15 protein-coding genes and 1 other RNA gene are annotated in these 15,938 nt (G+C 54.7%); 6 read left to right on the top strand and 10 right to left on the bottom strand.

Annotated elements, in window-relative coordinates:
• Positions 1-83: 83 nt before the first annotated feature.
• Positions 84-530: a hypothetical protein gene (locus tag ONZ54_RS10640; protein ID WP_058393984.1), complete on the bottom strand. Its 447-nt coding sequence runs from the start codon at positions 528-530 to the stop codon at positions 84-86.
• Positions 530-868 carry an ElaB/YgaM/YqjD family protein gene (locus ONZ54_RS10635; protein ID WP_087755628.1) on the bottom strand — a complete coding sequence of 113 codons (339 nt, stop codon included), beginning with the start codon at positions 866-868 and terminating at the stop codon, positions 530-532. The genes ONZ54_RS10640 and ONZ54_RS10635 overlap by 1 nt, the downstream gene beginning before the upstream one ends.
• Before the next feature lie 409 nt (positions 869-1,277).
• Here ONZ54_RS10635 and ONZ54_RS10630 point away from each other — a divergent pair, with 409 nt between their 5' ends.
• Positions 1,278-2,048 carry a Crp/Fnr family transcriptional regulator gene (locus ONZ54_RS10630; RefSeq protein ID WP_011898731.1) on the top strand — a complete coding sequence of 257 codons (771 nt, stop codon included), beginning with the start codon at positions 1,278-1,280 and terminating at the stop codon, positions 2,046-2,048.
• A 354-nt stretch (positions 2,049-2,402) separates the two neighbouring features.
• Here the strand turns inward: ONZ54_RS10630 and ONZ54_RS10625 are convergent, their stop codons facing one another.
• A complete protein-coding gene (locus ONZ54_RS10625) occupies positions 2,403-3,161 on the bottom strand; it encodes a cytolytic delta-endotoxin (insecticidal protein) (RefSeq protein ID WP_271788118.1) in 759 nt (252 codons plus the stop codon).
• Between the two features lie 982 nt (positions 3,162-4,143).
• Here ONZ54_RS10625 and ONZ54_RS10620 point away from each other — a divergent pair.
• The 4 genes from ONZ54_RS10620 to ONZ54_RS10605 all read left to right on the top strand — a co-directional run bounded on the left by ONZ54_RS10620 (position 4,144) and on the right by ONZ54_RS10605 (position 10,103).
• Positions 4,144-5,112 (top strand): hypothetical protein, encoded by a 969-nt coding sequence (locus ONZ54_RS10620; protein WP_271788117.1) that lies wholly within the window; start codon positions 4,144-4,146, stop codon positions 5,110-5,112.
• A gap of 162 nt (positions 5,113-5,274) precedes the next feature.
• The gene (locus ONZ54_RS10615; RefSeq protein ID WP_058393987.1) at positions 5,275-5,760 is read left to right on the top strand and encodes a hemerythrin domain-containing protein; all 486 of its coding nucleotides are present in this window, start codon (positions 5,275-5,277) and stop codon (positions 5,758-5,760) included.
• Positions 5,761-5,876: 116 nt separating this feature from the next.
• Positions 5,877-8,210 carry a catalase gene (locus ONZ54_RS10610; protein WP_271788116.1) on the top strand — a complete coding sequence of 778 codons (2,334 nt, stop codon included), beginning with the start codon at positions 5,877-5,879 and terminating at the stop codon, positions 8,208-8,210.
• A gap of 730 nt (positions 8,211-8,940) precedes the next feature.
• Positions 8,941-10,103 (top strand): IS3-like element ISAs33 family transposase gene (locus ONZ54_RS10605; RefSeq protein ID WP_271787513.1). Its coding sequence is split into 2 segments (ribosomal slippage): positions 8,941-9,196 and positions 9,196-10,103, totalling 1,164 coding nucleotides; the frame shifts between segments, so codons are not numbered across the junction.
• Here ONZ54_RS10605 and ONZ54_RS10600 read toward each other — a convergent pair.
• Entirely contained in the window at positions 10,096-10,353 is a 258-nt protein-coding gene (locus ONZ54_RS10600) for a hypothetical protein (RefSeq protein WP_271788115.1), read from the bottom strand. The two genes, ONZ54_RS10605 and ONZ54_RS10600, sit on opposite strands and share 8 nt — an antisense overlap.
• A gap of 133 nt (positions 10,354-10,486) precedes the next feature.
• On the opposite strand from ONZ54_RS10600, the gene ONZ54_RS10595 reads away from it, so the two are divergent.
• A complete protein-coding gene (locus tag ONZ54_RS10595; protein ID WP_271788114.1) occupies positions 10,487-10,858 on the top strand; it encodes a DUF2513 domain-containing protein in 372 nt (123 codons plus the stop codon).
• Between the two features lie 31 nt (positions 10,859-10,889).
• Here the strand turns inward: ONZ54_RS10595 and ONZ54_RS10590 are convergent, their stop codons facing one another.
• The 6 genes from ONZ54_RS10590 to arcD all read right to left on the bottom strand — a co-directional run bounded on the left by ONZ54_RS10590 (position 10,890) and on the right by arcD (position 15,560).
• Entirely contained in the window at positions 10,890-11,735 is an 846-nt protein-coding gene (locus ONZ54_RS10590) for an OST-HTH/LOTUS domain-containing protein (protein ID WP_271788113.1), read from the bottom strand.
• An 85-nt stretch (positions 11,736-11,820) separates the two neighbouring features.
• Positions 11,821-12,291: a site-specific integrase gene (locus ONZ54_RS10585; protein WP_271788270.1), complete on the bottom strand. Its 471-nt coding sequence runs from the start codon at positions 12,289-12,291 to the stop codon at positions 11,821-11,823.
• A gap of 342 nt (positions 12,292-12,633) precedes the next feature.
• Complete coding sequence (locus ONZ54_RS10575; protein ID WP_271788112.1) at positions 12,634-12,939, bottom strand: hypothetical protein; 306 nt, start codon at positions 12,937-12,939, stop codon at positions 12,634-12,636.
• A 97-nt stretch (positions 12,940-13,036) separates the two neighbouring features.
• Positions 13,037-13,133: signal recognition particle sRNA small type (gene ffs / locus ONZ54_RS10570), an RNA gene on the bottom strand.
• A gap of 101 nt (positions 13,134-13,234) precedes the next feature.
• A complete protein-coding gene (locus tag ONZ54_RS10565; RefSeq protein WP_271788111.1) occupies positions 13,235-14,023 on the bottom strand; it encodes a sulfite exporter TauE/SafE family protein in 789 nt (262 codons plus the stop codon).
• Between the two features lie 100 nt (positions 14,024-14,123).
• The gene (arcD, locus tag ONZ54_RS10560) at positions 14,124-15,560 is read right to left on the bottom strand and encodes an arginine-ornithine antiporter (protein ID WP_021140247.1); all 1,437 of its coding nucleotides are present in this window, start codon (positions 15,558-15,560) and stop codon (positions 14,124-14,126) included.
• Positions 15,561-15,938: the final 378 nt, after the last annotated feature.

Below are 15,938 nucleotides of genomic sequence, written 5' to 3'. Positions count from 1 at the left end.
CTGCAGTCGCTGCCGCAAGATGGCAATCTTCTCCCGGCGCGAGCCCTGAACAAGGGGGCGGGTGTGACACGCTACAGGCAGCTTCATAAAGGCGCTCCAGGCATGGTTGAGGACTCGTCTGATGGCACGGGTGCATTGCTGGTCGCCACCGCATCGATACATATATTCTGCTGATAACGACGATACCGTATCATGACCCCGCCAATGGCGAGTCCATTGCCCACACTGATGATGAATAAGGCGCTACTCGTAGCCATTCCCTGCTCGAGTAACCAACATAGTGAGGCCGCAGCCAATATCAACCACAAGCTGACTAATAAAAAAGCCCCGACCAGACCACAGACAAGCATGCCAATCAGGCTGCTCACTGCCTGTTGAACTTCCAGCCTGAATAACTGCAATCGCTCTTGCAGTTGTTCACCAAGCAGTCCAAAAACAGAGGTCGCCAGGCTGGTAATTGACACCGACTCCGTCGGTGTCAATTCTGCATCAGGAATGGGCGCACTCTCTGTGGTTCGCTCCGTGTTCATTAACGCTTCTTCAGTAACCAACCCACTAAAAATCCGGCAGAAATGGCAATGCCGAGCGCCATGAGCGGCTTGTCATTAATTTGTGTACGGCACTGGTCGAACAGTTTCATTTTCATTTCTCGCAGACTATCGCTTTTCTGTTCAATGGATTCGGCAACATTCATAGCAACGTCAGCTAATTTATCTACCGTTTGATGGGAGCGTTCGCTCAAATTATCCAACGCAGGATGAACTGTCTTGGATGCACTGTCGACAGCGTCATGCAACTTCTTGCTGGTATCATCAACCGATTCAGAAACACTTTCGCCTGACATGACTTGCTTTTGTTCACTCATCATTACTCTCCCGTTCAATATGACAAAGGGCGGATGAAATAATCACGATCCGACCTGACAGCATGATACTTGGTGAAAGGATACCGCCATGAATTGAAATATTGCCTGGCGGTGTTACATAAGACACGGGTCAACGCAGGAGTGAATGGATAAACACTAGTCAGGGAGGCTCTTTTCAGCCCGCCACCTCCCTGTCACTACGCTATGAAATTGACTGTAAATATATTCCTTGTCACTCAAAATCATAATCCTGCCAATCAGGTTAGTCTGTACGGTAGAGCACATAAAATGCCCTTATTTAGTCCTCATCACGTATATATATTTCTCTATGTGCGATAGCGCACATACGGAAGGTAAACAATCTGTGAATATGATAGGCTGGTGAAAGTTTTGTTTAACATTTGGAATATGTATGACTGATAATTATCATCCCCAGCAGAATCACCTGCTGGCTGCGCTATCAGCTGACACATATAGCAGATTGCATCCCCATCTTGAGCTGATGAACTTTCCTTTAGGCATGGTGCTTTATGAATCAGGTGATACGCTTCACCATGTTTATTTTCCTCTCGACTGCATCGTTTCACTCTTGTACGTGATGAAAAGCGGTGCATCTGCCGAAATTGCCGTCGTCGGTAATGAAGGATTGATCGGTGTCGCGCTGTTTATGGGCGGAGAAAGCACCACTAATCGTGCCATTGTGCAAAGTGCTGGTTACGCCTACCGCATGAAAGGACAGCTGTTGAAGACCGAGTTCAATGTCCACGGCGATTTGTTGCATCTGATGCTGCGTTACACTCAGTCCTTGTTGACTCAGATGGCACAAACGGCAGTTTGCAATCGGCATCACTCCATTGATCAGCAACTGTGCCGCTGGCTGTTGCTATCGCTGGACAGATTGCCCAGCAACCAGTTGACGATGACTCAGGAATTGATTGCCAATATGCTGGGTGTTCGCCGTGAAGGCGTCACTGAGGCGGCAGGGAAACTGCAAAAACTGGGAGTCATCGAATATCGTCGGGGCCAAATCACTGTGCTGGATCGTCCCAAACTCGAGCGATTAAGCTGTGAATGCTACTCGGTGGTGAAGAAAGAAACCGAACGCCTGCTCCCCTATATGCACTCGTCAACCAAGTCAGTGCCAATACCCAAGCCCCTTGAGCGCGTCACTCATAGCGGCTGACGACTGGGCCAGACGTGCATAAGGTTGTCTGGCGCCTGGGAGGGCTTTTTTAGTCCTTCATAACGGCTGCAATAGGCATGGCGCAGATACCTTGCGTCTTGGCAAGTGAACCAGAAACACATGAGATAGCCCAGGCTAGCGCGACACAACCCAAGGAGAGCGCTGGCTTTACGCTCCAACATCCCCTTTATGCCGAGCATGACTCGGCTGTTGTTATGTAATGAAGGTCCCCTCGACACAGCCAGCGTCACACTTTATTGGCTGTGTTTGACATGGAAGAAGAACATCACCACATGACGCCAGATAAAAAAACGCCCTTCACAGAAGGGCGTTTTGGTTGAGGCATGTCGGTAATTAGATACGGACCGGCTCTTTTTTCTTCTGCAGAGCGAAGAACTCTTGCGCTTCCTGATGCGGATCCTTCCCGCCAGCTTTCGCTGCCAGCTTCAGGTTGCTGTGCGCCTTGATCATCTCAACAACAGAGAGCGATTGCAGATGCACACGATAGGACTCTTTGTCCTTCAGCGTGATGAAAAGGACTTTTTCCTTTTCGATATCGACGGTGATCTCCATCCCCATCGGCAGGCCATAGAGGAACAGGCCGGTTTCTTTGGACTGGACCCCAAACAGGATGTTGTATTGATAGGTGGTCTTGTGGGCTGTCGTGTGCTCCCAGAAAATCCAGGCATCATTCTTTTGTTCATCCAAGCCGGTGAACGCACTCGCGATCGATTCTGTCAGTTTTTGCTTCGGCGCTGCACCAAGCACGACCCCCAACACCTTGCTCAATATCTCCAGCACCTTGTCTACCATCAACTGGACGGCGGAGTTGGATTGTTCGACCACTTGATCGGTGAAGTTGATCACCGCCATTTCAGGGTGCTTATTGATGAGGTTTATGGCTGTTTGCACATCAAAACGGAGCGACTTCTTGTCATCAGTGGGCACCAGCGCCTGCTGGAAAACCTGCGCCATCGCAAACGCCTGGGGGGCAATGTTGGGATCCGTGATGGAGAAAATCTCATTGAAGTTAATCTGGTCCGCACTCGCACTCAGCGAAACATAGATGTTTCGAGTCACAACGCTTTTCACTTTATCAACTGTGGTATTCATTGATTCGTCCTTGTGTTGTCTTGTGATTGCTTACTGTGGTGTTCAACGGCCAGTAAGGTATACCCCTCTATTGATTCATCTATCAACCACGCCACCCCATATGGGTGCCATATGAAAATTAAAGCCTCATTTGAGATTCCTTCATTGCGCAATAAGGGAAATGCTTCTATGGCATTGAAAGCAAGCTGTCGTTGACAGGAGATGTGGACAAGTCGCTGGGGGGGTGTGAGGCAATCCGCTTTTCACGGACAGTGTGATGATGACGATCATGCTGTCTGGGGTATCCGAAACCTTGCTGGCGGCTAGCAGCTCATGGAGGTATCCGCTTTTTCTTGCTCACTGCATGCAGCTGAAATCTGCCGAACCGATGCGGGTTCAACCCTGTCTTTACTGCCGTTGATGCCGAGTCCGGGGATGTAGCGAAGTATGGTGGCCGTCACTTGGGTGACTCGCGCGTCACCTGCTTAATCAGGCTTATCTCACCCTCCCCCTCAAGTTACATCCCCCTGTGATCCCTTGCGCCCATCTCCTTTACAGAGCACCAATATCGCATCCGGTCAGGTCTTGTCCGTCATAAAACTGAAAACGCAACATACCTGCCACACCACTTGCTCACCATTTTGGCGCTCGCTCAAAAGAAGAACGATTGCGGGCGTGAAATTGCTTTTCGCCTGATGCCATTGATGGGCAAGCAAGGCACGCCCCCCTTGCTCATCACGGCGTCAACCATGCGTAACAGCCTCGCTAAAAAGAGCAATAAACATACAAAGCAAAGTCGTTTTGCCTGGCCCCATGAGTCTCAAAAAATGTGTGACTTGACGACAGATACCGACAGATGTCGACATATCTGCGTGCTTTACCGCACAGACGCAACTTTTAGTGGATTTTAGGATGGGCTCGAACCCCCATTTCAAGAAGTCATTTCTTGAGCCTGTGCCTCATAGACTGGCATCCATGATCCACCTTGATCCAAAGGACTACCATGACAATTACCAGCACGTCCCCTCCTGACCTGCGAGAAGGCGACTATGCCGTGATCGACCGCCCGGTTGATGCGCCGCACTTAGTCACAAACGCCATTTCCTGGGGGGCCATCATTGCAGGGGCTACAGGGGCTGCGGCCCTGTCTTTGATCCTCATGATCCTGGGCGTGGGGCTAGGCCTGTCATCGGTCTCCCCCTGGTCGTTTGAAGGGATCAGTGCAGCGAGCTTTGGCCTCTCCACCATAGTGTGGCTGACGCTCACCCAGTTGCTCTCTTCCGCCATGGGGGGCTACCTGGCCGGTCGGCTGCGAACCAAATGGATGGATGCGCACACCGACGAAGTGTACTTCCGTGACTCTGCACACGGCTTCCTGGCATGGGCAGTCGCCTCACTGGCCACTGCAGTGCTACTGACCTCGGTGATCGGATCCATCTTGAGTGGCGGTATCCAGGCCGGGAGCGCCATGGTCGGCGGGGCCGCCAACACGGCCACAGTGGCAGCAGGTGGCTTCAAGACATCGGGATCCGGGGAAGATGGGCCCATGGCTTACTTTGTCGATTCCCTGTTTCGCCGCAACGGGAGCACAGCGGCAGCCAATCCGACCGGATCGCTACTCGCTACCGATGCATCAGGTCGCACCATGGCCAATGAGGCCTCGGAAGTGGGGCGTATCTTCATGAACGTCAGCCGCACTGACCCCCTGCCAGCCGAAGACATAGAGTACGTCGGTCAGCTCGTCGCCCAACGCACCGGCATGTCGCAGAAAGAGGCGGAGCAACGCGTGACTGACGTCTACAAGCTCGCTCAAACCAAATTGCACAATGCCGAAGTGACCGCCAAAGAGGCCGCCGACACGGCGAGCAAGGCATCGGCCTATGCGGCCTTGTGGATGTTTGTCTCCCTGCTCATCGGAGCCTTCGTCGCCAGCCTGACCGCGACTTACGGTGGCCGGCAGCGTGACGCCTGAAGGTCCCATCCCGCTATCCGATCTCACTTTCCGACGTCAAAAGGCACCACAATGCGCTCACTTTTACTGCTGCTTCTCGGCATCCCCATCCCAATCATCATCCTGATTGCGCTGCTGATGTAATTGCACACCCGCTCTTCACCCACTCACCAAGGAACTGCCATGACCACAGTGACCAATACCTCCGCCACATCGAAAACTCCGGCGACGAAGGATGCAATCGCCTTGCTCAGGGCTGACCACAAAGAAGTCAGCGACCTGTTTGCCGATTATGAGAAAACACGCTCCAACGCCAAGAAGAAGGCGCTGGTTGCCAAGATTTGTTCCGAACTGAGCGTTCATACGCAAATCGAGGAAGAGATCTTCTACCCGGCCATCAAGACTGCATTGAAGGACAAGCTTCTGGTGCCGGAAGCCACGATTGAACATGGCGGCATCAAGGATCTGATCGCGCAACTCGAAGGTGCCGAACCCGATGGCGAGATGTATGACGCCAAGGTCAAGGTGCTGTCCGAATATGTTGAACATCATGTCAAGGAAGAGCAGACCGGCATGTTTCAAAAAGCCAAAACCACCTCGCTCGATCTCGTCGAACTCGGCGCCAGGATGGCGGCGCGCAAGGCCGATCTTCTCGCCGCACGCGGCTAGATACCCAATGCCCAGGGACACGACCGGACCGGCAGCGGCCGGTCGTGATCCCCCGTGATGCCGCACTCCCGCCTTCACATGGTTGCAGCCGCAATCACTCACACAGGATTGACCCCATGAAAAAAACGGATCTCAAACTGATGACTGCCAGGAAGCGGCCTAACCGGGCAATAGATCTCTGTCCTCTCGACGCCCTTGCACAACAAGTGGCCGCCATCGAGGCACTGGCCAGATCAATGCCGCGCAACATCAACAAAGACAAGGAGTTCGGCCGTGACAATGCCGTATCACCAGTAGCCGGGCAGAGGATTGCGCCACAATCCAAACTCGCATCCGCCAGCACCCTCAGCGAATCCAATCTATCGGCCAAGACCGGCGGCAATGAAACGTCCCTCGATCGGGCACGCATCGACGCCACCGATCAGGTGCTGACGACCAACCAGGGTGTCGCCATCGGTGACAACCAGAATTCGCTGAAAGCCGGTCTGCGCGGACCCTCTCTGTTTGAAGACTTCATACTGCGTGAGAAGATCACCCATTTTGACCACGAACGGATCCCTGAGCGCATCGTGCATGCCCGCGGCTCTGCCGCCCATGGATTTTTCGAGGCCTACCAGCCACTGACCGAATTCACCCGCGCGGCCCCCTTCCAGGAAGCAGGCAAGATCACGCCGGTTTTTGTACGCTTTTCTACCGTCGCCGGTGAACGGGGCTCAGTGGATACGGCGCGCGACGCACGCGGCTTCGCCGTCAAGTTCTACACCGACGAGGGCAACTGGGATCTGGTGGGCAACAACATACCGGTTTTCTTCATCCAGGATGCGATGAAGTTCCCGGATCTCATCCATGCCGTGAAACCCGAACCCCATAACGCCATGCCACAGGCGGCGTCGGCCCATGACACCTTCTGGGATTTCGTCTCGCTCATGCCGGAGAGCACCCACATGCTGATGTGGGTCATGTCCGACCGGGGTATTCCCCGCAGCTACCGGATGATGCAAGGCTTTGGCGTACACACCTTCCGCCTCATCAATGCAGAAGGCGAGTCGCACTTCGTCAAGTTCCACTGGACGCCAAAACTGGGCACCCATTCGCTGGTCTGGGATGAGGCGGTCAAGATTGCCGGGGCCGATGCCGACTTCCATCGTCGCGACCTGTGGGATGCCATCGAAGCCGGCGAATACCCCGAATGGGAGCTTGGCCTGCAGATATTCACCGAAGCCCAGGCTGAAAGTTTCAGCTTCGACGTGCTCGATGCCACCAAGCTGATCCCCGAGGAGCTGGTGCCGGTGACACCGGTAGGCCGCATGGTTCTCAACCGCAACCCGGACAATTTCTTCGCCGAAACCGAGCAGGTCGCCTTCTGTACCGCCCATGTGGTGCCGGGCATCGACTTCAGCAACGACCCCTTGCTGGCGGGCCGACTCCACTCTTATGTCGATACCCAGATCACCCGGCTTGGCGGCGCAAACTTCCACGAGATCCCGATCAACTCACCGCTCGCCCCCGTTCACAACAACCAGCGCGATGGCTTGCACCGCCAGACCATCCCCCGTGGCAGGGTCGCCTACGAGCCGAACTCCCTCGGTGGCGGTTGCCCCTTCCAGGCTGGTACAGCCGGTTTTGTCTCTTTCCCGCAACCGCTCGAAGGTGACAAGCTGCGCGGTAAGCCAGAGAAGTTTGCCGACCACTACACTCAGGCCGCCCTGTTCTATGAGAGCCAGACCGAGACTGAAAAAGCGCACATCGTCGGCGGCTTTCGCTTCGAACTGAGCAAAGTCACTGTGCCGGCCATCCGTGAGCGCATGCTGGCCTCACTGGTCCACGTGTCCGCCGACATGACGGCGAATATCGCTGCCGGCCTTGGCATGGACGTGCCCGAAGCGATGCCGACGGCGCTGGCGCAATCCGAGCCCCCTGAAGTGCTCAAGTCGCCAGCGCTCTCACTGACAGCGCTGCCCGGCGATGGCGGGATACGTACTCGCAAGGTGGCGATCCTGATTGCCGATGGGGTACACGGCGCATCCATCGTCACGCTTCAGACGGCATTGGTTGCTGCAGGCGCTGTGGTCTGCCTCATCGCCCCCCATCTTGGCTCGGTTGAAACTGCCGACGGTGACTTATTGGTCGCAATGGGAACACTGGAAAATTCGCCGCCTGTCCTGTTCGATGCGCTCGTCTTGCCAGATGGTAGCAAGGGGGTAACCCGGTTGGCCGAATACGGACAGGCACAGGAGTTCGTGATCACTCAGTATCGTCATGGCAAGACCATACTGGCCCTCGGCGCCTCGAATGCCCTGCTCGACAAGGCTGGCATCCCAAGCACTCAGCCAGATACGGGTATCTTGCAGGCGAGTGTCGATACCCTTGCTGATGGCACAGCCGCCTTTATTGCTGCATTGGGCAAACATCGTCACCCAGTACGGGAGACGAACCCACCCCGCCTATGACAACAGGCCGGGTGTGAGCGGTTGAGCCTTGGCTCAATGCCGCATAGGGTAAGAACGGCAGTGCTGTGGATAAGGGATGACGCCAAGCGCTATCAAGGCAAGGCAGCCATCACAGGATTGAATGACGCATGATGGCGTTGATGCCTCCCCGATCGCCACGCCGATGCTCAGTACCACGTCCATCAGTGAATCTAACCTCAGGGGCCTTTGGGCCCCTCTTCTCTTGCGGCGAGCAAGCCGACGCTATGGCCTCTCTGCATGTATCAATGGATATCTCGCCTCATATCGGCATCACTGGATGCCCAATTGGTGTGCCTCAACTGGCAATGCCCCTTGACCGTTCAAGGCAATCACAACCCCGGGTGTCAGGCTAACTCGACGACAGCCCTCTCTTTCACCATCTTGAGATAACGACCACACAGGACCGACAAGCCAGGAGCATATGATCTGAACGCTGGGGCAACAGGCTGGGTTTGTGGAAGGTGTCAGGTGATAACTAGATCTGTACAATTTACCGAGGGCATAACTGTCACTACAAGCTGTAGCCTTTGGATCTATTAATGGCAGCGTTACTCACACCTGTTTTTTTACGATCTTCACTTGGTAATGCGACGGCAACATCAAACTGAACACGGCTTGTTTCTTGCCGTGTATCTGACCCTTGTAGTGGTCTAATCATCCCGGACACCATTTTAGGTGGTACAGTCGCCACCATGACCTGAGGTGTTCAATGACAAGATTACGTCGCTCATTTACTGCCGAATTCAAACTCGAAGCCGCATCCCTGGTGCTCGACCAGGGGTATTCTGTTCCCGAAGCAAGCCGTTCACTGGATGTCGGTGAAACCGTGCTTCGTCGCTGGGTTCAGCAACTGCAATCCGAACGCAGTGGCACAACCCCAATCAGCAAAGCACTGACTCCGGAGCAGCAGAAAATTCAGGAGCTGGAAGCCCGTATCAACCGGCTCGAACGTGAAAAGGACATACTAAAAAAGGCTACTGCTCTCTTGATGGCGGACGAGTTCACACGTACGCGCTGATAGACCGATTAAGGGAGCAAGCCCCCATCACCTTGGTCTGCTGCGCTTTCGATATTCCCACATCCTGTTTTTACGATTATCTGGCTCGCAGGAGAGTGATTAACCGTGAGCGCATGCAACAGCGCAGTGAGTTGCGCCGCTTGTTCACAGCGAGCCGGGACTCGGCAGGCAGCCGTGCCTTGATGTCGATGATGCGAGAGTTGGGGTATCAGATTGGCCGATTCAAAGTCCGTAACCTGATGAAGGAAGCCGGGTTGGCATCCAAACAGCCGGGCACACATCGTTATAAGGTTGCACGGTCTGAACGACCGGATATTCCGAATCTGCTGGCCCGCGAATTTGATGTTCCGCAACCCAATCAAGTGTGGTGTGGCGATATCACCTACGTCTGGGCAGGTACTCGTTGGCATTACCTAGCTGTGGTTCTTGACCTCCATACTCGCCGAGTCGTGGGCTGGGCAATGTCTGACAAGCCTGATGCAGAGCTGGCAATCAAAGCACTGGAGATGGCCTATCAGCAGCGGAGTTGCCCCTCTGGTGTGTTGTTTCACTCCGACCAAGGCAGCCAATATGGCAGTAGGGCATTTCGGCAACGACTGTGGCGCTATCGCATGACCCAGAGCATGAGTCGGCGTGGCAACTGTTGGGATAACGCCCCGATGGAGCGGTTGTTCAGAAGCCTGAAGTCAGAGTGGCTCCCGGCAACGGGATACATGAGCCTGCGGGAAGCAACGCGGGATATCAGTTATTACCTGATGGATTACTACAACTGGCGGCGTCCACATCAACACAATGACGGGATGCCGCCAGCAAAAGCCGAGACTCGGCCTAACCAAGTGTCCGGATTTAGTTGACCACTACAGTCACTTTTCCTCCCAAATTCAAGATAGAGGCTACAGTCAGTTTTCCCCCAACTTCCTCAGCATTCGTTCCGGTCACAGTCAAGGCTACATCAAACGCGATGTTTGTTTCTTTACGCATGCCTTTACCTTCTAATTCGCGTGGGTTAACGACTGCACCGTATTCCGCTGCTTCTTCCTGCGCATCCTTCACCCCTTTGACAATCTGCATAATTGTGACTTTGACAAACTCGTCTAACTGCATGACTTACCTCCTTTACTGTTTGGAAAAACAGTACACCAGATCAATAACAATCCCAATAATGATGAATTTACCAGCGGCGATTCATTGGGTAACATCTTGGTTATTTTGAAATTTTTTGGGGAAGTGGGGTAAGATGAAACGCGATTGGGATACCGTAAGAGATGTACTGACAAAATTAGAAGGCTTACCCAGTACAGACCATTACTTGTCGCTTGGGGATTTCGAGCTTGCTGATGTAAGTGCCGCTTATGCAATTTCTTACCACATGGAGTTGCTAATTGAAGCAGGGCTAGTTGAAGGAAAAATGAGCCGAGTTCTTGGCGGTGGTCCCATAAATTTCACGGCAACTCGACTTACATGGGCTGGTCACGAATTTCTAGATGGAATCTGTAGCGATACTGTTTGGAACAAGACCAAAGAAACTTTTGCAACCAAGGGGCTCGACATGACCTTTGATCTGATTAAGACAGTTGCAGGCAGTGTGGCAACCTCGCTCTTGTTCTGAGTGCACAAGCGGCAGAAATTAGCAAAATCATTTAAGTTCGGCGTGTGCGATACCAAGTCACTCCACCTGTAGGAGATAACCGCTTGTCTACTTCGAAGAGCTGGGAGCAATGAATGACCTCCCGCCAACTACTACATCCGTACAGCTTGGGAGATAACCCAGGACGTCTTTGGCCGATACTGCGGATGGCGTCATGTAACGGTACCCAGCCGTCCTTGCCTATTAAACGTTCTTCACATTTTAGCTGTTGGACTATGGTGGTGTTTTCCCAATTCTCGACAGGCTGACCGAGCAGGACTCCGGAGAGAGCAAAATGTTTTCCCTCAGCGGAGTTCATAAACTCGTACAGTTCGTTCTTGGCTTTTTCGGCAGTAGTCAGGAAGGAATGTAACGCCTCTCTGTTGTCCTTGATGATGTTGGCTACCGTCGCCAGAAAGTCGATTGCCTCCTGGCAACTGGCCTCAGAGTTCAACCCAAAGCGTGACAGGAAATGATGCACCAGCTCATTTCGCAACTCGACCAGCTGTTTGAGCTTTTCGCTCATCCATTCCCCGTCTTCCAGACCAACGCTGATGCAGATGTACTCTCGACCGTTCAGAGCATCTTCATCAATTTCTTGCTCCTCCCCCAACGTCGTTCTCTGGTTCCACTGACCAACCAATTGGCCCAGCGTCTTTCCGCCTAGAAGCTGGCGGTCTCGCTCTACGTTACTAGCCAACTCATCGGAGAATCCGCTCACCTTCAGAGTGGGTAGGGCTGCTTTGAGCATCAATTCAAACTGCTGCAACTGGAGGAGACATCGCCCGTACTCCAACGCAATTTGCTCTTTCAGGTCATTCAAACCAGATTGTGCCGTGTCCGGCCTATGGTGTTCCAATGGAGCTCCTTCTTGTGCTCATTAGCATCCAGTTAATAGTGGCTATTTGAGTTGAAGTACCTACTAGTTCACCAATGTAACTCGTTCATAGTGCAGCTTCGATAGCGGCTTGTAACTTCTCAACTGCTACCCCACCACCATATCGGTCATAACTGATCGCTCCGTTGGTATGACCCAAGATCGCGGCAGCAAATTGTAGAGGAATACCTTTATCCTTCAGAGTGCTCGCTACCGTATGTCTCAAACTGTGGAAATCTTTAGGCACCGGCCGGTTGCGGCTGAACCACTGTTCCCAAAGGTGGCTGTAGCCGTCTTGGCGATAGGGCAGTTCTACGAAGAGCCTTCCCCCCACCCTCTCTTGCACAAACGCCAGGAAGCCCGCCTCCAGCACCGCCAAATGGATCGGAATGAGCCGCTTGCTGTTGTCTGTCTTGAGCTTCTGATCGGGTCTGCCAGACTGCACGCTGATACACCAGATGTTATCCACCAGCACCACATCATCGGCATAGAGCTGGCAGGTCTCGTTGGCTCGAGCCCCCGTGTAGAATCCCAACAGGGCTATCCAGCGGCGATAGGGCTCCTACCTTTTCGCCCATTGGATGAACCTCTGCCTCTCCTCCATCGTGTAACCACTTCTGGCCTTGGTCTCTTTGACCCGTTGCAACTTGAGCCCAGCGAAGTGGTTGACGATCCCCTCCTGATGGTTAGCCAGCCAGCTAAATAACAGGGATAGCTTCTGCAGATATTTGTTGATGGTGGCCGGGCTCTTACCAGAGTTCAGCAACCCCTCCTTGAACTTGACCACATCAGCCTTGCCGTAGCCTGCCGCTGGCTTGTCGCCGAGTGCCTCGATGAAGGAACCGAGATAGTTTTTCTGGTTCTTTCGCTCTTTGGGAGCCTAGGAGAGGGCCTTCTCTTTCAGATAACGGTCGCTCAGGGCCGAGAGGAGCGGGGCAAGCGGTTTGGCCGCCTGAGTCGTCGGCTGGGCTACTGATTGCTCATGGGGCTCTACATTGACGTCTGCAGGTAACTGATTGGGCTTGGGTCTGGAACGCACACAGGCAAGCAGCTGGGTCACCTTGTGGCGTGCACAAAGCTTGTCTCGGGTATGCAGGGATTTTTTGATCTCTTTACGACGACCACAGGGGAGCGTGGTGACTTTGCGGTAATACCAGATGCCGTGGGGGTTGAGCCAGAGATTCACTTTGAAGACTCCTGATTCATCCACACAAAGTGGATTACCAAGAGGTATGCAGGGGGCTATTAGGTGTGACTTATTGAATTGCAGAAACAGGTGGTGGCCCCACCAGCCACATCCCGGCACTCGAGTCCCCCGCCTTGGCTGCTACCTTCCGGTCCTGACCAGGTTGACGAGTTATCAATGCGAGAGGACCAATGGGACCACCGGCGAGGAGAATAGCAAAGTCCCATTTCATTGCAATGGCTTTCTGTCTGCGGGCGTACCGTTTGCCTTATTTTTCAACAATCTGCCGAATGAGTCAGCTAAACAGCATAAATTTCGCCCCGACCAGCAGCATCAGCAGGGCGAAGGCCTGCTTGAGCCGCTTGGGAGAAAGTCGATGTGCCAGCCTGGCGCCCACCCGGGCAAACTGGGTGCTGGTGAGCACTATGCCGAGCAGGGCGGGCAGATAGATGAAACCGACACTCCACTCGGGCAAGTCCGCATGGCCCCAGCCGGCGTAGAGGTAGCTGAGGCTGCCCGCCAGCGCTATGGGCATGCTGCAGGCCGCAGAGGCTGCAACCGCGTTGCGCATCGGTACGCTGTTCCAGCAGAGATAAGGCACTGTCAGCGAGCCGCCGCCGATGCCGAACAGTGCCGACATCCAGCCGATGAGGGTGCCCGCTATGCCGGTTCCCACTGGGCCGGGCAGATGGCGCTCCGCCTTTGGCCTGAGGTTGAGCCCCATCTGCAATGCCATGGCCCAGGCGAAACAGCCGATGATGACATTGAGGGTGCTGGCACTGAGCTGGTTGGCGGTCATGCCACCGAGCCAGGCGCCAATCAGCATGCCGACCCCGAGACGCCGTATCATCACCCAGTCGACCGCACCTGCCTCTTGGTGAGCCCGCAGCGAGCTGAAACCGGTGAAGATCATGGTGGGCAACGAGGTGCCAAGTGCCAGATGGGTGATGATGTCGGGCTCAAATCCCATGGCCCTGAAGCTCACCACCAGCACGGGCACTATGATAAGACCGCCGCCAATGCCGAACAGTCCCGCCAGCATGCCAGCAAACGCGCCCAGCAACAGATAACCCATAAACAGCATAAACATTCCTTCCCGAGGCAGCGCCATGGCACCAAGGCACCAAGGCCAACACGCGCATAAAAAAAGAGATGGCCCTTGGGCCATCTCTTCATTGTGCCGGTTAACTCAAGGGAATGGTACCGTCCATCACCTTGTAGAAGGCCAGCACGGCGCACCCGAGCAGGGCCGCCGTCATCCCCTGCTCCAGTCGGTTGAGGCCGCGCAGCCCGTGGTGTTGACGCGCCTTCCAGTAGATGAAGATGCCCGGGCTGTAGAGCAGTGCCACCAGCAGCAGGTACTCCACACCGGCGGCATAGACCAGCCAGCAGCCATAAGTAGTGGCCACCAGTGCCAGCAGCAGGTCACGCTTGCGCTGATGGGGTTGACCCTCGTAGGTCTCTCCCTTCATTGCCAGCTTGAGGCCATAGGCACCGGAGAAGACGTAGGGCACCAGCGCCGCCGAGGTGGCGATGTTGACCAGCGCCAGATAGGTGCTGCTCTGGAAGTAGATGATGATCAGGAAGATCTGCACCAGACAGGTGGAACACCAGAGCGACACCTGCGGCGAGCCGTTCTTGTTCTCCTTGGCAAACCAGCTGGGGAAGACACCTGTCTTGCCGGCTATGTAAGGTACTTCCGCTGCCAGCACTGTCCAGCTAAGCAAGGCCCCCATCACGGAGATCACCAGACCTATGTTGATGAGCCAGGCGCCCCAGGGACCCAGCACTTTTTCAAGGATCATGGCGGTGGAGGGATTCTTGAGCTGAGCCAGTTCCGGCTGACTCATGACCCCCAGGGAGAACAGGGTCACCATGACATAGAGCGTCAGGGCGCCGAGCAGCGCCAGCACGGTGGCACGGCCCACGTCCTTGCGGTGACGGGCACGGGCAGAGACCACCACAGCCCCTTCGATGCCAATGAAGACCCAGAGCGTCACCTTCATGGTGGACTTGACCTGATCCATCACGGATCCCAGCTCCACGTTGTCGTGGCCCCAGATATCCAGGGTGAAAGTCTGCATGTTGAAGGCGAGCAGTATGGCGACGCAGAACACGATGAGCGGCACCATCTTGGCGATGGTGGTGATGATGTTCACCAGAGCGGCGACCTGGATCCCGCGCAGCACCAGCGCATGCACCGACCAGATCAAGATGGAGGCCAGTATGATGGCCACCGGCGTGTTGCCGTCACCGAAGATGACGTTGTCCGGCGTGTCAAAGAAGTAGCTCAGGGCGCTGAACACGACGATGGCATAGGAGACGTTGGCCAGCAGCTGACAGAGCCAGTAACCCCAGGCGGCGTTGAAACCGATGAAATCGCCGAAACCGGCCTTGGCGTAACTGAAGATACCGCCATCGAGATCCGGGCGGCGCATGGAAAGATTCTGGTAAACCAGCGCGAGGCAGATCATGCCCAGACCCGTGATGGCCCAACCCAGGGCAACGGCCCCGGCACTGGCATGAGCGGCAATATTTTGTGGCAGACTGAAGACCCCGGCGCCGACCATGGAGCCGATCACCAGCGAGATGAGGGCGCCAAGCCCTAGTTTCTTGTCCATCTCAATCCTGTTTGATTAGGCGGCGGCAGAGCGTCCGTATTCATACTGCGCGCAATATGGGAGGGGCGAAAAATCCGTACCCCGTGAAAAAGGCGGCAACTATATTGCATGACTATTCCGACCGCAATCCCTCGTACCGTCAATCATGCCCCGTCTTGACCGCGCGCAATTTTACAGTACTGACCCCGAGTGCCTGTGAGCTGGTTCAAATTAAGAAAGACCCGTTGATATTTCACATTTTTCCATGACCTGGCCCCCGTTTTTCCGGATCAGACCTGCATGGGCATGCAGATGACCATCAGCGCCGCCGGGCCGGCCCGCGAGTCAAACGCACAATAAAAATGCCCCTGTACCAGCGGCCAGGGGCATCTAGTGGTG

This window comes from Aeromonas salmonicida, assembly GCF_028355655.1.
Lineage (GTDB): Bacteria > Pseudomonadota > Gammaproteobacteria > Enterobacterales > Aeromonadaceae > Aeromonas > Aeromonas salmonicida.
The sequence above is the reverse complement of the archived record's forward strand: the minus strand, read 5'-3'. Positions and strand labels throughout refer to the sequence as shown.

What these genes read in the sequence shown, in the direction of transcription:
- ONZ54_RS10640 (WP_058393984.1), bottom strand. Translation starts at nt 530, where the DNA reads ATGAACACGGAGCGAACCACAGAGAGTGCGCCCATTCCTGATGCAGAA.
- ONZ54_RS10635 (WP_087755628.1), bottom strand. Translation starts at nt 868, where the DNA reads ATGATGAGTGAACAAAAGCAAGTCATGTCAGGCGAAAGTGTTTCTGAA.
- ONZ54_RS10630 (WP_011898731.1), top strand. Translation starts at nt 1,278, where the DNA reads ATGACTGATAATTATCATCCCCAGCAGAATCACCTGCTGGCTGCGCTA.
- ONZ54_RS10625 (WP_271788118.1), bottom strand. Translation starts at nt 3,161, where the DNA reads ATGAATACCACAGTTGATAAAGTGAAAAGCGTTGTGACTCGAAACATC.
- ONZ54_RS10620 (WP_271788117.1), top strand. Translation starts at nt 4,144, where the DNA reads ATGACAATTACCAGCACGTCCCCTCCTGACCTGCGAGAAGGCGACTAT.
- ONZ54_RS10615 (WP_058393987.1), top strand. Translation starts at nt 5,275, where the DNA reads ATGACCACAGTGACCAATACCTCCGCCACATCGAAAACTCCGGCGACG.
- ONZ54_RS10610 (WP_271788116.1), top strand. Translation starts at nt 5,877, where the DNA reads ATGAAAAAAACGGATCTCAAACTGATGACTGCCAGGAAGCGGCCTAAC.
- ONZ54_RS10600 (WP_271788115.1), bottom strand. Translation starts at nt 10,353, where the DNA reads ATGCAGTTAGACGAGTTTGTCAAAGTCACAATTATGCAGATTGTCAAA.
- ONZ54_RS10595 (WP_271788114.1), top strand. Translation starts at nt 10,487, where the DNA reads ATGAAACGCGATTGGGATACCGTAAGAGATGTACTGACAAAATTAGAA.
- ONZ54_RS10565 (WP_271788111.1), bottom strand. Translation starts at nt 14,023, where the DNA reads ATGCTGTTTATGGGTTATCTGTTGCTGGGCGCGTTTGCTGGCATGCTG.
- arcD (WP_021140247.1), bottom strand. Translation starts at nt 15,560, where the DNA reads ATGGACAAGAAACTAGGGCTTGGCGCCCTCATCTCGCTGGTGATCGGC.